Source organism: Exiguobacterium sp. SH3S1 (assembly GCF_004337105.1).
Taxonomy (GTDB): Bacteria; Bacillota; Bacilli; order Exiguobacteriales; family Exiguobacteriaceae; genus Exiguobacterium; species Exiguobacterium aurantiacum_A.
Genome location: NZ_SJUW01000008.1, coordinates 1 through 16,254, shown reverse-complemented (window position 1 = coordinate 16,254; position 16,254 = coordinate 1). Strand labels below are relative to the sequence as shown.

15 protein-coding genes are annotated in these 16,254 nt (G+C 51.6%); 12 read left to right on the top strand and 3 right to left on the bottom strand.

Annotation, left to right across the window (positions count from 1 at the left end; genetic code table 11):
* Positions 1-30: 30 nt before the first annotated feature.
* The 3 genes from EVJ26_RS10045 to EVJ26_RS10035 form a co-directional block, all read right to left on the bottom strand.
* Positions 31-597: a GNAT family N-acetyltransferase gene (locus EVJ26_RS10045; RefSeq protein ID WP_131456897.1), complete on the bottom strand. Its 567-nt coding sequence runs from the start codon at positions 595-597 to the stop codon at positions 31-33.
* A 199-nt stretch (positions 598-796) separates the two neighbouring features.
* Entirely contained in the window at positions 797-1,948 is a 1,152-nt protein-coding gene (locus EVJ26_RS10040) for an amidohydrolase (RefSeq protein ID WP_131456899.1), read from the bottom strand.
* Between the two features lie 13 nt (positions 1,949-1,961).
* Entirely contained in the window at positions 1,962-2,870 is a 909-nt protein-coding gene (locus tag EVJ26_RS10035; protein WP_131456901.1) for a TIGR01777 family oxidoreductase, read from the bottom strand.
* A 156-nt stretch (positions 2,871-3,026) separates the two neighbouring features.
* On the opposite strand from EVJ26_RS10035, the gene recX reads away from it, so the two are divergent.
* The 12 genes from recX to EVJ26_RS09975 all read left to right on the top strand — a co-directional run bounded on the left by recX (position 3,027) and on the right by EVJ26_RS09975 (position 15,972).
* Positions 3,027-3,839 carry a recombination regulator RecX gene (recX, locus tag EVJ26_RS10030; protein ID WP_236634170.1) on the top strand — a complete coding sequence of 271 codons (813 nt, stop codon included), beginning with the start codon at positions 3,027-3,029 and terminating at the stop codon, positions 3,837-3,839.
* A gap of 51 nt (positions 3,840-3,890) precedes the next feature.
* Positions 3,891-5,531, top strand: coding sequence for an L-lactate permease (locus tag EVJ26_RS10025; protein WP_131456905.1), 1,641 nt, complete (start codon positions 3,891-3,893; stop codon positions 5,529-5,531).
* Between the two features lie 315 nt (positions 5,532-5,846).
* The gene (locus EVJ26_RS10020) at positions 5,847-7,571 is read left to right on the top strand and encodes an ABC transporter ATP-binding protein (protein ID WP_131456907.1); all 1,725 of its coding nucleotides are present in this window, start codon (positions 5,847-5,849) and stop codon (positions 7,569-7,571) included.
* A gap of 24 nt (positions 7,572-7,595) precedes the next feature.
* Positions 7,596-9,641, top strand: a complete 2,046-nt coding sequence (locus EVJ26_RS10015; protein ID WP_131456909.1) for an ABC transporter ATP-binding protein — start codon at positions 7,596-7,598, stop codon at positions 9,639-9,641.
* Positions 9,642-9,654: 13 nt separating this feature from the next.
* A complete protein-coding gene (locus EVJ26_RS10010) occupies positions 9,655-10,833 on the top strand; it encodes an RtcB family protein (protein ID WP_131456911.1) in 1,179 nt (392 codons plus the stop codon).
* A 67-nt stretch (positions 10,834-10,900) separates the two neighbouring features.
* Positions 10,901-11,215: a YfhH family protein gene (locus tag EVJ26_RS10005; protein ID WP_016509407.1), complete on the top strand. Its 315-nt coding sequence runs from the start codon at positions 10,901-10,903 to the stop codon at positions 11,213-11,215.
* Positions 11,212-11,481, top strand: coding sequence for a YfhJ family protein (locus tag EVJ26_RS10000; protein ID WP_070328950.1), 270 nt, complete (start codon positions 11,212-11,214; stop codon positions 11,479-11,481). Before EVJ26_RS10005 ends, EVJ26_RS10000 begins: the two co-directional genes overlap by 4 nt.
* A 162-nt stretch (positions 11,482-11,643) precedes the next feature.
* The gene (locus EVJ26_RS09995) at positions 11,644-12,183 is read left to right on the top strand and encodes a helix-turn-helix domain-containing protein (RefSeq protein WP_131456913.1); all 540 of its coding nucleotides are present in this window, start codon (positions 11,644-11,646) and stop codon (positions 12,181-12,183) included.
* A 16-nt stretch (positions 12,184-12,199) separates the two neighbouring features.
* Complete coding sequence (locus EVJ26_RS09990) at positions 12,200-13,306, top strand: ABC transporter ATP-binding protein (RefSeq protein ID WP_131456915.1); 1,107 nt, start codon at positions 12,200-12,202, stop codon at positions 13,304-13,306.
* Complete coding sequence (locus EVJ26_RS09985) at positions 13,293-14,114, top strand: ABC transporter permease (protein WP_131456917.1); 822 nt, start codon at positions 13,293-13,295, stop codon at positions 14,112-14,114. Before EVJ26_RS09990 ends, EVJ26_RS09985 begins: the two co-directional genes overlap by 14 nt.
* Positions 14,111-14,905, top strand: coding sequence for an ABC transporter permease (locus tag EVJ26_RS09980; RefSeq protein ID WP_131456919.1), 795 nt, complete (start codon positions 14,111-14,113; stop codon positions 14,903-14,905). The genes EVJ26_RS09985 and EVJ26_RS09980 overlap by 4 nt, the downstream gene beginning before the upstream one ends.
* Complete coding sequence (locus tag EVJ26_RS09975) at positions 14,902-15,972, top strand: ABC transporter substrate-binding protein (protein ID WP_131470365.1); 1,071 nt, start codon at positions 14,902-14,904, stop codon at positions 15,970-15,972. Before EVJ26_RS09980 ends, EVJ26_RS09975 begins: the two co-directional genes overlap by 4 nt.
* Positions 15,973-16,254 lie beyond the last annotated feature (282 nt).

Genomic DNA, 16,254 nt, shown 5'->3' with positions numbered 1-16,254 from the left:
CAAAAAAGCCAATTCTTTGTCAGAATTGGCTTATGCTTCGAGTTGGGCTTCGTACGAATGATCGAACTCAGGCGCATGAAGTGAATGCAAGTACAGCTGGAAGCTCGACTTCGACACTTCATACAAGACGTATTCGACGTCACCGCTATTAACTTCTGCTAACAAATCGGGCCGGATCTCATCGGCGCAAAACGCATAAGGAAGTTTTGCCGCCGCCGCGATCGAACGCTCATTTGCCTTACGAATCTTTAAAAATACACTCTCAATATCAAGGTCGAAGAACAGCTCTGAGAAGAACGTTTCTTTCGCGACTTGATTGTAACCTTTCCCATGGTACGGTTTGCCAAGCCACGTACCGAGGAAGCCGTAACCGGTTTCCACATCGAACAAGCTGATCGTCCCGATCGGGGTACCGAACTCGTTCGTAATTGTACGTGAGATGATGTTTCCTTGCTCTTCTAGCTCGATGATTTGCTTCGTGCTAAATAAAAACTCGTCAAAGTGGACCGTCTTTTGACGGACATATGGAAAGACATCTGGGTGTTGCATCAGTTCGAACAACTCCGCGCAGTCGGTAAGCTCACGAAATTTGAGCACCAAACATTCCTCCTCCTAGTTCAGACCGCTGAAGAATAGTTGTAACGAAAGCATACTTCTGGCTACGTTGTTCGAACTTGCCTTGGCTGCTCTCTTTTATGAGTTACAAGATTATTTTATAGACTTTTTTTGAAAAAGCAAGCAAATAAAATGTAACTTCACAAAAAAAATAAAAGAGCGCTTTCACGGCTGGGGTTACTCACATTTCATGATGGGTTTTCGAGCGATCCGTCGAGTAGACGATGCGGCCGTCGACGATGGTCATGATCGGCTTCGACATGTAGTCGAGCGGGAAGTGACTCCACAAGACGAGGTCGGCGTCTTTGCCGACTTCGAGTGACCCGACGCGGTCATCAACCCCGAGTGACTGGGCCGGATGAATCGTGATAGCGCGCAGGGCGACGTCGACTGGAAGGCCTTCACGGGCGGCAAGACCGGCGCATAGATTCAAATATTGGACCGGGGTATATGGATGGTCGGTCGTGATCGAGACGATCATATCGTGTTCATGCAAGATACGGTACGTCTCCCACGTTTTGTTTTGAAGTTCGATTTTAGATTTACGGGTGAACGTCGGTCCGACGGTGACATGTTTGACGCCGAGTTCACGTAACTTCTCCGCGACGAGGTGACCTTCCGTACAGTGCTCAATCCGGTAATCGAGATCGAACTCTTGAGCGAAACGGACGACCGAAAGAATGTCGTCGGCACGGTGGGCGTGGACACGGACCGGCATCTTCCGGTCGAGCGCGAGTTGGATCATCTGACTCCCGAACGTACCGATCGTCTTCGTCGAATCGACGGTCCGGAACGCCTCTCGCAATAGTCCCATGATGCCCATGCGGGTCAACTCACCGGATTTCCCCATACTGTGGACGCGTTTCGGGTTTTCGCCGAGAGCAAGTTTCAAGCCGGCATACCGGCGTAACACCATATCCTCGATAAAGCGACCGTGCGTTTTAATGACGCTCGTCACTCCGCCGATGACGTTCATGCTACCCGGCATGACTTGGACCGCCGTGACACCGGCCATGAGCGCTTCACGGAAGCCTTCATCGAGCGGATAAACCCCGTCGATGGCCCGGGCGTGCGGTGTCATCGCTTCGACCGTCTCATTGGCGTCATTCCCGACGGAACCCGTCCCTTCGTCATACAGTCCGAGATGGGTGTGGGCATCGATGAAACCGGGGAACAGGAAGTTGCCTTCCGCCTCGATGACGGTCTCGCCGTGCGTTGGATCTAACAAGTCCGCCATTTCGACAATTTTTCCATCTTTTATGCGAATGTCCCCGTAAAAGTTTGGCGCGGTGATCGGGTAAATATGAGCGTTACGAATTAATAGATTACTCACGAGCTGTCTCCTTTCAAGTCAAATGCAGTAGTTGTTTTAGTGCGGGTTCTAACGTCTCATAGCGAAAACGGAAGCCGTGATTGAGCGCTTTTGTCGGAACGACTTTGGCACCTTCAAGTACGATCACGCTCTTTTCGCCGAGTGCGAGTTTGAGGATCGGGGCCGGAGCCGGGGCCCAGTGCGGCCGATGCATCACTTGTCCGAGCGTCTTTCCGAACTCGTCCATCGTCACTGGTGTCGGCGCCGTCCCGTTGACCGGTCCGTGTATCGAATCGGTCTCGATGATGTAGACGAATAAGCGGACGAGATCGTCTATGTGGATCCAAGGGACCCACTGTTTTCCGGAACCGAGCCGTCCGCCGGCACCGAGCGTGTAGGGCAGCTTCATGAGCGGGAACGCGCCGCCGTCGTTTGACAAGACGACACCAGTTCGCATCGTGGCGAGACGAATGTCCATATCGGCGACAGGCGCGATTTCTTTCTCCCACAAGACGCAGACGTTTCCTAAGAAGTTGGTCCGGTCCGGGAGCGGTGTCGATTCCGAGTAAGTGATCGACCGGTCTTCGCCGTAAATGCCGATCGCTGACCCGCTGATGACGACGTCCGGTTTCTGCTTCATGTTTTTGATGATGCGAACGACTTCTTTCGTCCCATCGATACGGCTTTGGAGGATGGCTTGTTTTTGTTTGTGCGTCCAGCGTCCGTCGTTAATGGAGGCGCCTGCCAAGTGGATAAAGGCGTCGACATCTTGGAGTTCGGTCTCGGGACGGCTGTCTGGCGTCAACCATTCGACGAACGAGATGCCTCCTTGACGTGGGCGCGGATGGCGCGTCAAGACGACGACTTGATGACCGGCCTCGGCTAGCGCCCGAACGAGCGGCCGACCGATCAATCCGGTACCACCGGTGATTGCAATTTTCATGTGAATCCCTCCATTATTCTTGAAGCGTTTTCAAATCGGGTATGATAACGGTAAATACAATAGCTAATTAAATAAATACCCTTTCTTTTAATTTATCAAAAATCCTTCTGAAAAGGGGAACGTGATATGTTAGAAGCAGGAAAAGGAGGGGGTTTCATGAAAATCAGCAAGTTTACGGCTCAAAAGAAAAATAAGGACCGCTTGAACGTCTTCATCGAGAAAGACGGGCAAGAAGAGTTCGCGTTCGCCATCGATTTAGACGTCTTCATTAAATATGGATTGACGAAAGGGATGGAACTTGAAGACGATTTTGTCCGTGACGTCCTTCAAGCCGAAGAAGAACAGAAAGCATACAAAGCAGCCGTCAATTATTTATCGTACCGAATGCGTGCCGTTTCAGAGGTCCGTGACTATCTCGTGAAGAAAGAGATAGATGAGGCGGCCATCAAGCGCGTGATTGACAGATTGATTGAACAACGCTACTTGAACGATGCCGAATTCGCCAAAGCCTACACCCAAACGAAGTTTAACACGAGTCCGAGCGGGCCGATCAAAATCAAGCGGGAACTGGTCCAGCTTCGAATCACACCTGAAATCATCGAAGAGGTCATCGCTGCGATCTCGCACGAAGACCAACTTGAGAAAGCCGGAAAGTTCGTAAATAGGAAACAACTGGAAACGAATCGCCGTTCCGCCACAGAAGTGCAACAAAGAATTCAACAAACCCTGGTGCAAAGAGGATTTACGTTTGATATCATTTCAGAGGCGATCCTTACGTTTTGGGAAAACGAGGATGAGGACGTCGAGCTTTCGGCTTGCTTGAAGCAGGCTGAAAAACTGAGTCGGAAGTACAACGGGTATGCCCCATATGAGCGGAAACAGCGCGTGAAGATGCAGCTTCGGAGCAAAGGATTTCCGTATGAGGTGATTGACCGGACTTTAGAACGACTCGCTGAACAAGAGACATAACGGGAAATTCATTTACGGCAGGGGAAAAAAATCTGAAAAGGTGGGTCTACATTGACGATTTTTGAATGGATTACAGCACTTGTGCCAATTTTGGCTGTGCTTGTATTATTGGTTATTATGCGTTTACCAGCATCGGTTGCGATGCCACTCTCGCTCCTATTGACAGCGCTACTTGCGTTCTTCGTCTGGGAACTTGATGCAACCCGCATTACAGCGGCGGTGTTACAAGGAATCGTCATCGCGATCACGGCAGCATGGATCGTGTATGGCGCGATCGGGATGATGAATACGATGAAAGAGGGCGGCGGTATGAACGCCATCCGTTCCGGTTTTGTCACCATCACACCGGATCCGCGGATTCAAGTCCTCATCGTCGGCTGGTTGTTCGTTTCGTTCATTGAAGGTGCTTCAGGCTTTGGGACACCGGCGACGGTGGCGGCCCCGCTATTGATCGCACTAGGTTTCCCGCCAATCGCGGCTGTTGTAATCGCCTTGTCGGCCGACGTATCGGCCGTCACGTTCGGTGCAGTCGGGACACCGGCTTTGATCGGGATTGGTAACGGACTCTCGCTCGATGTGAGCAAGCCGGAATCAATCGAATTTTTGACAAGTGTCGTCTTACAGACGGTATTGATCGATATGCTCGTTGGTCTTTTTATCCCGTTCATTTTGATTTTGATGCTGACTCGATTCTTTAGTAAAGCGAAGTCGGTCAAACCTGCATTCGAAGTACTGCCGATTGCCCTCGTGGCGGCGCTCGTCTACAGCGTTCCGGCTTATATTTGGACGCTCATCCTCGGATTTGAATTTGGGGGCATGCTCGGTGGCTTGACTGGTCTTGTGATTCTCGTCGCGATGGCACGAAAAGGTATTCTCATGCCAAAACGGATTTGGACGTTTGACGGTTACGCCGACGAGCTCGACGAACCGGTTGAACAGCCGACAGTTGGGAAAGGGAAACGTGAACTTCCGCAGTGGAAAGCATGGGCACCTTACTTGATTTTGACGATCTTCCTCATCTTGACACGGACGGTCCCGTTCTTGAACGAGTTGACGCGCAGTGTCCGGATTGACCTCCCGAACATTTTAGGGGTAGAAGGAATCTCGACGTCGTGGGAGCCGTTCTATTCACCAGGGTTCATGTTCATCTTGACGATGATTGCGACGTTCTTCTTGCACAATATGAGTTGGTCGCAAGTGACGTCGGTCTTTAAAGCGACGACACTCGGCATCGGCGGAACGTTAATCACGCTTGCGGCGTCAGTTCCAATGGTTCGAATCTTTATCCATTCAGAGAATGGCGGAGCTGGACTCGCATCGATGCCAGTCGAACTCGCGACGGCTGCAGCGGACACGTTTGGTGGTGTTTGGCCGCTTGTCGCACCGTGGATCGGGGCGCTCGGAGCGTTCGTATCGGGATCGGCCACGTTCTCGAACATGATGTTCTCGAGCTTGACGACGAATGTCGCCGATTCGGTCGGGATGAGTGAGACGCTCGCCTTGTCGATGCAGATGGCCGGCGCGAACGCTGGTAACATGATCTGTGTGCTGAACGTCGTCGCGGTCGCTTCGGTAGCGGGTCTGCTCGGTAAAGAAGGAACGATCATTCGCTACACGCTCATGCCGATGATCTATTACGTGACGGCAACAGGGATCGTCGGGATGATTCTCGCGACGTTCTTCTTAAACTGAAACAAGTTACAATATTTTTACAAAAAAATATTGACAATTTTCTGAACAGTCTGCTAAGGTTTTAGTAGATTTTCAAACTATGAAGAGAGAGGAGCCAACATGATGAAGTACATCACTACACTACAACGCACACACACAACATCATATGGCTACTCGTATTTGACTGCGTAAAATGGCAGCTGGATAGGGGTAGTGTCTTTTCCCTGACCATGCAAATGACTGAAGACTTTCAAGCGTACTTCATCCGATTGGTTGCACAATCAGGTGGAGTGCGCTTTTTTGCGTGCTCGGAAAGGACGGAAGGGGGAATCAGTCGTGAAACTGATTAAACAATTGGATTGGTTTATTAAGAGGCAGAAACGGACGTATGTCATTGCGATCATTTTGCTCATCATTACCGGGGTCATCGATATGCTCCCGCCATGGATTATCGGGCAAGCGATCGATGCGATCCGCGAAGGAAGTTTGACGACGGAACGGCTCATCACAATCGTCGGCTCACTGCTAGGCATCATGGTGTTATCGTACGTTTTATCGTACTTGTGGATCGCGCGTCTATTCGGGACGGCGTTCCTGCTCGAGAAAAAACTGCGGGCCCGATTCTTCGGGTATTTGCTCAAACAGACGCCACGGTTTTATCAACAGCACCGCACCGGGGACTTGATGGCGCTCGCGACAAATGATTTGAAAGCGGTTGAACGGACGGCCGGCTTTGGTGTCATGACGCTCGTCGATTCGTTCAACATGACGCTGATCGCATTGACGATCATGGGGGTGTTCATCGATTGGAAATTGACGCTCGCGGCACTGTTGCCGATGCCGTTACTCGCCTGGTCGATGAATAAGCTCGGCCGTCAAATTCACGCCCGCTTCACGGCGGCCCAAGATTCGTTCGGCGTTATGAACGACCAAGTCGTCGAATCGATTTCAGGACTTCGCGTCATCCGTTCGTTCGTGCAAGAAGAGGCAGATACGAAGAAGTTCGATACGATCACCGACGACGTCATGGCGAAAAACATGCACGTCGCTAAAATTGACGTCTTATTCGAACCGGTCATCAAACTGCTCGTCGGTTTGAGTTACTTGATCGGCTTGTCGTTCGGGACGTACCTCGTCTTTACGAATGACATCACGCTCGGTCAACTCGTCTCGTTCAACATTTATCTCGGGATGCTCATCTGGCCGATGTACGCGTTCGGTGAGTTGATCAACGTCGTCCAACGCGGGACGGCGAGCTTAGAGCGGATCGAAGCGACGATGAACGAAGCGCCGGACGTCGTCTCGAACGGTACGGTGCAAGTCGACGTGCCAGAGAAGATCACCTTCAAATCGTTATCGTTCCGCTATCCGGGTGCGAGCCGCCCGTCGCTCGAAGACATCGTGCTCCACGTATCACGCGGAGAAACGATCGGAATCGTCGGACCGACCGGGGCCGGCAAAACGACGCTCCTGCGTCAGCTGATCCGCGAATATCCGATCGACGACTCGTTGCTCGTCAACGGGATCCCGGTTCACCAAATTAAACTCGACACGGTACGAGGTTGGAGCGGTTACGTGTCACAAGAACATCTATTGTTCTCGAAGACGGTCCGCGACAACATCTTGTTCGGGGCCGATGACGCGACCGAAGCCGACCTCGAGACGGCGATTCGGCTTGCGGCGTTTGATACCGATATCGAGCATTTAGAGAACGGGCTCGATACGGTCGTCGGCGAGCAAGGGGTCATGCTGTCAGGCGGACAGAAACAACGTCTGTCGATTGCGCGTGCGCTCTTGAAAGACCCAGAGATTTTATTGCTCGACGATTCGCTCTCGGCGGTCGATGCGAAAACGGAAGCCCGAATCATCGATTCGGTCCGGACGAGCCGTGCCGAACAGACGACGTTCATCGTCGCGCACCGCTTGTCTGCCGTTTCCCACGCTGATCAAATCCTTGTCTTGCAAGACGGTCGCGTCACGGAACGCGGCACACATGACCAACTGATGAAACAGCACGGTTGGTATTTCGAACAGTTCAATCGACAAGGAGAGACGGAGTAATCCGTACGAAAGGGGGAATCTCTTATGATCGATCAACACGAATTAGATCCGGTCCGTAGGAAAAAGACGATTCGCTCACTCGTTGGCTATGCCAAACAAGTGAAGCGCTCGATTTTCCTCGGGTTGATCCTACTCTTTTTAGCGGTCGGCGCAGAACTTGCGGGACCGTATATCGCAAAAATCATCATCGATGACCATATCGTCGCCATCGAGCGCGACTGGGTTCAAGTCGAGGCCGGGGGCAGTGTCTCGTTTGACGGCAATAACTATGAGAAAGAGACGCGGTTGGACGGGCAAGACGTCGTCCGTCCCGTCTCGATCGTTCAGACGACCGAAGGCTACTATCTCGTACCGGACGCCGTCATGAGCGGTGGGGTCAGAGAAGTCGATAACGGCGCCTTGACCATCACGCGGAGTGAGGAGACAGCGACGTACGACAACATCGTGCCGTTGTCTTCGACCGACGTCTTCCAGTTTTATGAGACGGATCTTCGGGCCGTTTTCGTCTTATCTGCCATCTACGTCGTCCTGTTGTTCATCGCGGCAGGTCTCAACTGGGGGCAACAGATGCTCTTACAACGTTCGGCGCATACAATCGTCAAGACGATGCGCCTTGACGTCATGAGGCATTTGCAGACGATTCCAGTCCGTTACTTTGACCAGACGCCGATCGGGAAAATCGTCAGCCGGGTCACGAACGATACGGAGACGATTCGTGATTTGTATTTGGGCGTTCTCGCCCGCGTCTTCCAAAGCGTCGTCATGATGATCGGTGTTTTGATCGCCATGTTCTTCCTAGACGTCCGCCTCGGACTCGTCTCGCTCATCATCATCCCGGTCGTCATCGTCTGGGTGAAGTTGTTCCAGCGTCTCTCGACCCGGAACAACTTTAAAGTCCGGGCGCTCGTCGCCGATATGAACGCACAATTGAACGAGAGCATCCAAACGATGCCAATCATTCAATCGTATGTGCGGGAAGATCTCGTCTATGATGAGTTCGACGTCAAGAACAGCGACAACTTCCAGACACGCCGGAAACTGTTGAAGCTCGACGCTCTTATGTCGCACAACTTGGTCAACTTCTTCCGCAACATGGCACTCGCGCTCCTCATTTGGGTCGTCGGTGCGCAAACGCTCGGAACGGGCAGTGTGCTCACGCTCGGGATACTTTACGCCTACATCGATTATGTGTCCCGTATTTTTGAGCCGGTGACGCAAATTATGAACCAGTTGTCACCGCTCCAGCAAGCGCTCGTTTCGGCGGATCGAATGTTCCAACTGCTCGATGAGACAGGCGAAAACGTATCGTCTGAGCGCATTCCGCGCTTTAAAGGCGAAGTCGTGTTCGACGACGTGTCGTTCAGCTATGAGGCTGGGAAACCAGTGTTGAAACACATCGACATTCAAGCGGCACCTGGTGAGACGATCGCGCTCGTCGGTCATACCGGTAGCGGCAAGAGTTCGATCATGAACTTGCTCATGCGCTTTTACGACCCGTCGTCAGGAAAACTTTGCATCGATGGTATGGACGTGACGAAACTTCCGACGCAAGCCGTTCGGGACCATCTCGGTATCGTGCTGCAAGACCCGTTCTTGTTCACGGGCTCGATTCGGACGAACGTGACGCTCGGTGACGAGACCATTCCCGATGAACGGATTTGGCAAGCGTTGACGGCGGTCGGTGCCGATCGGTTCGTCAAGCAGCTGCCGCAAGGACTCGACGAGCCTGTCATCGAGCGCGGCGCTTCACTCTCGAGCGGAGAGCGGCAATTGATTAGTTTCGCCCGGGCGCTCGTGTTTGACCCGGCCATCCTCGTCCTTGACGAGGCGACGGCTAGTGTCGACTCAGAGACAGAGGCGCTCATCCAAGACGCGCTGAAGACGCTCACGTACGGACGCACAACGTTCGTCATCGCGCACCGATTGTCGACGATTCGTGAGGCCAATCAAATCCTCGTCCTCGACCACGGTCAAATCATCGAGCGCGGGAATCATCAGTCACTCATCGCTGACGGTGGTGTTTACGCCCGGATGCATGAGTTGCAAAGTAAACAGCAAGTGATCAGCTGAGAAAGGAAACGTTATGGAGATCATCGGCAAATATAATCAAGCTAAAGTGTTCAATGAACGGATTGATGATATGACGCGCGCACAGATTCAAACGCTCGTCGACCAACCGTTCACGGAAGGGGCAGCGATTCGAATCATGCCCGACATGCATGCCGGCAAAGGTTCGGTCGTCGGGACGACGATGACGATTCACGACAAAATCGTACCGAACCTCGTCGGTGTCGATCTCGGGTGTGGCATGCTTTGCACCGAGATCAATGTGAAGCGGATCGATTTTCAAAAACTTGACGATGTGATTCGTCAATTCGTTCCGAGTGGGATGAACATCCGGGAGTCGGCGCATTCGTACGCGTCAAAGGTTCCACTAGAAGACGTTCGCGCCCCGTATAAGCTAGACCGGGCGTTACGCTCGGTCGGGACACTTGGCTCGGGCAATCATTTCATCGAGGTGAACCGTGATGATCATGGACGGACGTTTCTCGTCATCCATTCGGGTTCACGCCACCTCGGTGTCCAAATTGCTGAACACTATCAGCAGCGAGCGATCCGTCATATGATGGATACGACAGAAGTACAGAATGAGATCGAGCGTTTGAAAGAAACTGGACGCGAAGGTGAGATTCAAGCTTATCTCGAGTACGCGAAGACGGCGAAACAAGGATTGCGAGATCTCGCCTATGTCGAAGGGGCAGATATGGACGACTACATGCATGACGTTCGGATTGCCCAACAATACGCGGCAAGTAACCGACTGGCGATGACCGATGTCATCGTCGAAGCGATGAACTGGAACGTCGTCGATCAGTTCGATACGGTGCATAACTATATCGATCACGACGACATGATCCTCAGAAAAGGGGCGATTTCCGCAAAAGCCGGAGAGCGCGTCATCATCCCGATGAACATGCGTGACGGGTCGCTCATCTGTACCGGAAAAGGCAACCCGGACTGGAACTTCTCAGGTCCGCATGGCGCCGGGCGCATCATGTCGCGCTCAGCGGCACGAAAACGCGTCGACTTTAACGAATTCAAAAAGTCGATGGAAGGCGTCTGGTCGAGTTCGGTTCGGAAGTCGACAATCGATGAATCGCCGTTCGTCTATAAATCGATGAAAGAGATTGTGCGCTATATTGAACCGGCCGTCACGATTGATCAACTGATTAAACCGCTTTATAACTTCAAGGCGAACTGAACATTATTCAGTTTCGCCTTTTTCTTTTACTCGAAAAATCTGATACGCTACAAGTGAGGTGAACGAAATGGAAAAACGGTTGAGTGCGTTATCAAAGTATGAGCTCGAGCAAGAAATTCGTGACTTGCATGAGCGGAAACGAAAAGCCGAACAGATGGGTATGGTGAGTGAGATTGAGGTCGTGCTTCGCCGCATCGCCATCGCGGAGAGTTATTTGATTGATCCGGCATCGTTCAAGCCAGGTACGACGTATATCGTCAACTACAATAATCGTCCGTTCCGATTAAAGTTTGTCAACGGCGTCATGGGTTGGGGAACGTTTGAAGGAGAAGCGATGGAACATGCGATCCCGCTCTCTGAGTTATCGGAGGTGCGCGTATGAACCGATCAGACCAATACAAGCGGTTGGCAGAAATCTTAAGAGATAAGAACGACTTGTTGAATGAAGACGAGGCGTTAACGTGGGTCGAGGTGTTGTGGGAAGATTTTGAGACGACGCTCGCCCGCGCTGGTGAACCGTACCCAGGGGAAGCGAAGTCATTCCAATACGTCGTTCAACAAATCGATGCGTACGGGGCGCAATTGCACTTATTTCAAACGAAAAACGAAAAATTCAAACACCTGATTTCAAAACGAGATCTCCACTAAAAAATCACGCGATCCTCGCGTGATTTTTTGCTTGCAAACGTGGTACAGTTGGTTATAATAAGGTCGCTATTTGTTTGCTTTAGAGTTGAGTATTTATAAACTTTCTTTAGTGAGTATCATGTATCACTAAACTTTCCTTAGAAAGGGAAGGAGGAACACAGTTTGGAAGTCGGTCAAAACATTAAACGACTCCGCGTCAAAAAAGGGTTGACCCAAGAAGAGTTGGCGGAACGTACCGATTTGAGTAAAGGCTACATTTCTCAAATCGAGCGTGATTTGAGTTCCCCTTCGCTAGAAACGCTGTTCGACTTATTAGAAGTGCTTGGATGCTCGCCAAAAGAGTTCTTTGATGAGGAGATCAATCAAAAAGTCGTCTATACGGAAGGCGACCGCACGGTATATGTCGACGAGAATCGGCTATACCGGACGGAGTGGCTCATCCCGGAATCCAATGAGAAAGAGATGGAACCGATTTTGCTCACGTTCTCAAAACAAGGGGAGTTCAAACGGTACGAGCCGTCGCGCGCGGAAACGTTCGTTTACGTACTGTCTGGCCGCGTCGCCCTCAAACTCGGGAACCATACGTATTTCGCCAAATCGGGCGAGACGTTGTACTATGTCGCCTCAGACGCGCATCAGCTCGTCAACGATTTTGATGGCGCAAGCGAGTGTCTCGTCGTCGCCACACATTCGTATTTATAACAAGGGAGGAAACCAAATGAACCCAGAAACGATCATTCGTTTTGACAACGTGTCGAAGCGGTACGACGATACTGTCGTCTTAGAGAATATTAACTTTGAAATCGAGCGTGGAAAATTCTACACGCTGCTCGGTCCTTCGGGATGCGGAAAGACAACGATTCTGCGGATCATCGCCGGATTCACCGATGCGACAGAAGGTGATATCGAGTTCAACGGGAAGCGAATCAACGACGTGCCGGCAAACAAACGTCAAGTCAACACGGTCTTTCAAGATTACGCCTTGTTCCCGCACTTGAACGTATACGAGAACGTCGCTTTCGGCTTGCGCATCAAGAAGATGAAAGAGGGGGACGTCAAGACGAAAGTCGAACAAGCGCTCAAATTCGTCAACTTGGAAGGCTACGAATCACGTGAAATCGATGAGATGTCAGGCGGACAACGTCAACGCGTCGCCATCGCCCGTGCCATCGTCAACGAACCGGAAGTCATCTTGCTCGATGAACCGCTTTCAGCGCTCGACCTTAAACTTCGGACCGAGATGCAGTACGAGTTGCGCGAACTTCAACAGCGTCTCGGCATCACGTTCATCTTCGTTACCCACGACCAAGAAGAAGCACTCGCCATGTCTGACGAGATTTTCGTCATGAACAACGGGGAGATTGTTCAAAGCGGGACACCGACAGACATTTATGACGAGCCGATCAACCGCTTCGTCGCTGACTTTATCGGGGAGTCGAACATTGTTCCTGGTGTGATGCCGGAAGATCACCTCGTCACGTTTGCCGGGAAGACGTTCGATTGTGTCGACCAAGGGTTTGACCGCAATGAAAAAGTCGAAGTCATCATTCGTCCAGAAGACTTGGAGATGACGTCGGTCGACGCGGCGAAACTCGTCGTCGATGTCGACTCGCAACTATTCCGTGGCGTCCATTACGAGATTTGCTGTTACGACCAAGAAGGCAACGAGTGGCTCGTCCATTCGACGAAGAAATCAGTCGTCGGGTCGAAAATCGGGCTCACGTTCGATGACGAGGCGGTTCACGTCATGCGCCTAGGCGAGACCGAAGAAGAGTTTGACCGTCGTCTCGAATCGTATGAGGAGGTCGCCCATGAATCAAACTAGTCAAACCGCCAAGACGGTCTATTTGACGACGTACTGGATATGGATTGTGCTGTTCGTCATCGCGCCGCTCCTCCTCGTCGTCTACTACTCATTTTTTGATATCGAAGGAAACTTGAGTTTAGAGAACTATCAGATGTTCTTCACATCGACTTACTTGACGATGACACTGTCTTCGTTCTGGTATGCGTTTCTCATCACGTCCTTCTCGCTTCTCATCGGGTATCCGACCGCGTATTTATTGACGAGAACGAAACATAAGCAGCTCTGGCTGTTGCTCATTATTTTGCCATCATGGATCAACTTATTGCTGAAAGCGTACGCGTTCCTTGGGATTTTTGGAACGTACGGCATCACGAACCAATTTTTAGAGGCGATCGGCATCGGGACGAAACAAATTTTGTTCACGGACTTCAGTTTCGTATTCGTTTCGGTTTACATCTTCATCCCGTTCATGATTTTGCCGATCTACAACGCCATCGAGAAGTTACCGCCGTCGCTCGTCTACGCGTCGCGTGACCTCGGTGCCTCGAACTGGACGACGTTCCGTCGCGTCATCTTCCCATTGACGCTCGACGGGGTGAAGTCAGGGATTCAAATCGTCTTCATTCCGGCGTTGTCGCTCTTCATGATCACGCGCCTCATTGCCGGAAACCGTGTCATCACGCTCGGGACGGCGATCGAACAACAATTTCTCGTCACGCAAAACTGGGGCATGGGGTCAACAATCGCTGTGTTCTTGATTTTGGCGATGGTACTCGTCATGGTCATCACACGTGACTGGGGCGCGAAAGGAGCGGTGCGTCGATGAAGAAGAAAAAATTCAAGTTAGCGAATCTGTATTTGATTGCGGTGTTCTTTATCCTGTACGCACCGATCCTCTATCTAGTGTTTTACTCGTTTAACAGTGGGGGAACGATGAGTAACTTTGAAGGGTTCACCCTCGAGTGGTATAAATCACTGTTCACAGATACCCGTCTGCTCGTCATCGTCTTGAACACGATCATCATTGCTCTCTTGTCGGCGACCATCTCGACCGTGCTCGGTGTCATCGGGGCGCTTGCCATTTATACGGCGCGGCAACGGTTCACGAAGACGTCGCTCTTATCGCTCAACAACGTCTTGATCGTCAGCCCGGACGTCATCATCGGAGCGTCGTTCCTCATTTTGTTCACGATGCTCGGCATTCAACTCGGGTTCTATTCGGTTCTCTTGGCGCACATCGCGTTCTCGGTTCCGATCGTGGTCATTTTAGTGTTACCGAAGCTTCAAGAGATGAGCCCGACACTGATCGATGCGTCGCGTGACCTTGGAGCGAGCTCGTGGGACGTGCTCACAAAAGTCATCTTGCCGTATATCACGCCAGGTATCTTCGCAGGGTTCTTCACGGCGCTGACGTATTCACTCGATGACTTTGCGGTGACGTTCTTCGTCACGGGTAACGGCTTCACGACGCTTGCCGTCGAGGTCTACTCACGGGCACGCCAAGGGATCTCACTTGAGATCAACGCCTTGTCGACACTCTTGTTCGTGTTCACGCTCATACTCGTCCTCGGGTATTACGTACTCGCACAACGGAGTGCGAAGGAGGTAAGACGATGAAAAAACTAGTCATCATGTTGACGGTGCCGCTCCTCGTCAGTTTCGGTTTGCTGGTTTGGGTGTATCAAATCAACATGGCCCAAGGGTTTGGCGGCGATAACACACTTGTCGTCTACAACTGGGGCGATTACATCGATGAAGATTTGATCGGCGAATTCGAAGAAGAGACCGGACTTAAAGTCATCTACCAGACGTTCGACTCGAACGAGGCGATGCTGACGAAGATTCAGCAAGGCGGTACCGCGTTTGATATCGCCGTCCCGTCCGATTATGCGATCAGTAAGATGATCGAAGACGATCTGCTCTTGCCGATCGATTACGACAAACTCGAAAATTTCGATAACATCGACCCACGCTTCCTCGACAAGTCGTTCGACCCTGACAACACGTACTCGGTCCCTTACTTCTGGGGTACGGTCGGGATCGTCTACAATCCTGAACTCGTCGACGGTGACATCACATCATGGAACGACTTGTGGGACATGCCGCTCGAGAATGATATTTTGCTAGCGGACGGGACACGAGAAGTGATGGGCTTCGGTCTCAACTCGCTAGGCTATTCGCTCAACACGACGGACCGTGATGAACTGCTCGAGGCAGAAGCGAAGCTTGAAACGCTTTGGCCGAACATTAAAGCGATTGTCGGCGATGAGATCAAAATGCTCATGGCCAATCGTGAAGCAGCCGCAGCCGTCGTCTGGTCGGGTGACGCTTCTGAGATCATGTACGAGAACGACGAGTTGACGTACGTGATCCCGGAAGAGGGGACGAATCTTTGGTTCGATAACCTCGTCATCCCGAGCACGTCGAAAAACATTGAAGGGGCACATCAATTTATCGACTTCATGCTCGATGCTGAAATCGCGGCACGAAATACCGATTACGTCGGGTATTCGACACCGAACGAAGCAGCACTTGAATTTTTAGATGAAGAAGTCACATCGGACGAACGGTTCTATCCGTCTAAAGACGTGACAGATGAGCTTGAAGTGTACGAAAACTTAGGCAAACGCATGAACGCGTATTACAACGAGTTGTACTTGCGCTTCAAAATGCAGAGTAAATAAAGTAAGTCCCGCTCAAACGTGAGGGCACTGAAAAACTTCAAATAATTTTGAGCAGAGGAGCGTCATCCCGGATGGGATGGCGCTCCTCTGCTTTCATTGCCCTTCAAGCCGCCCTGTCCGGCACGCCGCTTTCCTGGGGGCGGTCAGCGAGCCGCATCGCGACGATGTCGCTGCTGGGTCTCGCCTTGCCCGCTGTTCCCCCGGGAGTCGGCGTGCCCTCGGGGCGACGCTGTACGTCCTTGCCGTTTCGGACTAAACTGGCTATAACTACACATCCTGGAG

Coding starts and splice junctions, on each gene's coding strand:
- EVJ26_RS10035 (WP_131456901.1), bottom strand. CDS start 2,870: ATGAAAATTGCAATCACCGGTGGTACCGGATTGATCGGTCGGCCGCTC.
- recX (WP_236634170.1), top strand. CDS start 3,027: ATGAAAATCAGCAAGTTTACGGCTCAAAAGAAAAATAAGGACCGCTTG.
- EVJ26_RS10015 (WP_131456909.1), top strand. CDS start 7,596: ATGATCGATCAACACGAATTAGATCCGGTCCGTAGGAAAAAGACGATT.
- EVJ26_RS10010 (WP_131456911.1), top strand. CDS start 9,655: ATGGAGATCATCGGCAAATATAATCAAGCTAAAGTGTTCAATGAACGG.
- EVJ26_RS10005 (WP_016509407.1), top strand. CDS start 10,901: ATGGAAAAACGGTTGAGTGCGTTATCAAAGTATGAGCTCGAGCAAGAA.
- EVJ26_RS10000 (WP_070328950.1), top strand. CDS start 11,212: ATGAACCGATCAGACCAATACAAGCGGTTGGCAGAAATCTTAAGAGAT.
- EVJ26_RS09990 (WP_131456915.1), top strand. CDS start 12,200: ATGAACCCAGAAACGATCATTCGTTTTGACAACGTGTCGAAGCGGTAC.
- EVJ26_RS09985 (WP_131456917.1), top strand. CDS start 13,293: ATGAATCAAACTAGTCAAACCGCCAAGACGGTCTATTTGACGACGTAC.
- EVJ26_RS09980 (WP_131456919.1), top strand. CDS start 14,111: ATGAAGAAGAAAAAATTCAAGTTAGCGAATCTGTATTTGATTGCGGTG.
- EVJ26_RS09975 (WP_131470365.1), top strand. CDS start 14,902: ATGAAAAAACTAGTCATCATGTTGACGGTGCCGCTCCTCGTCAGTTTC.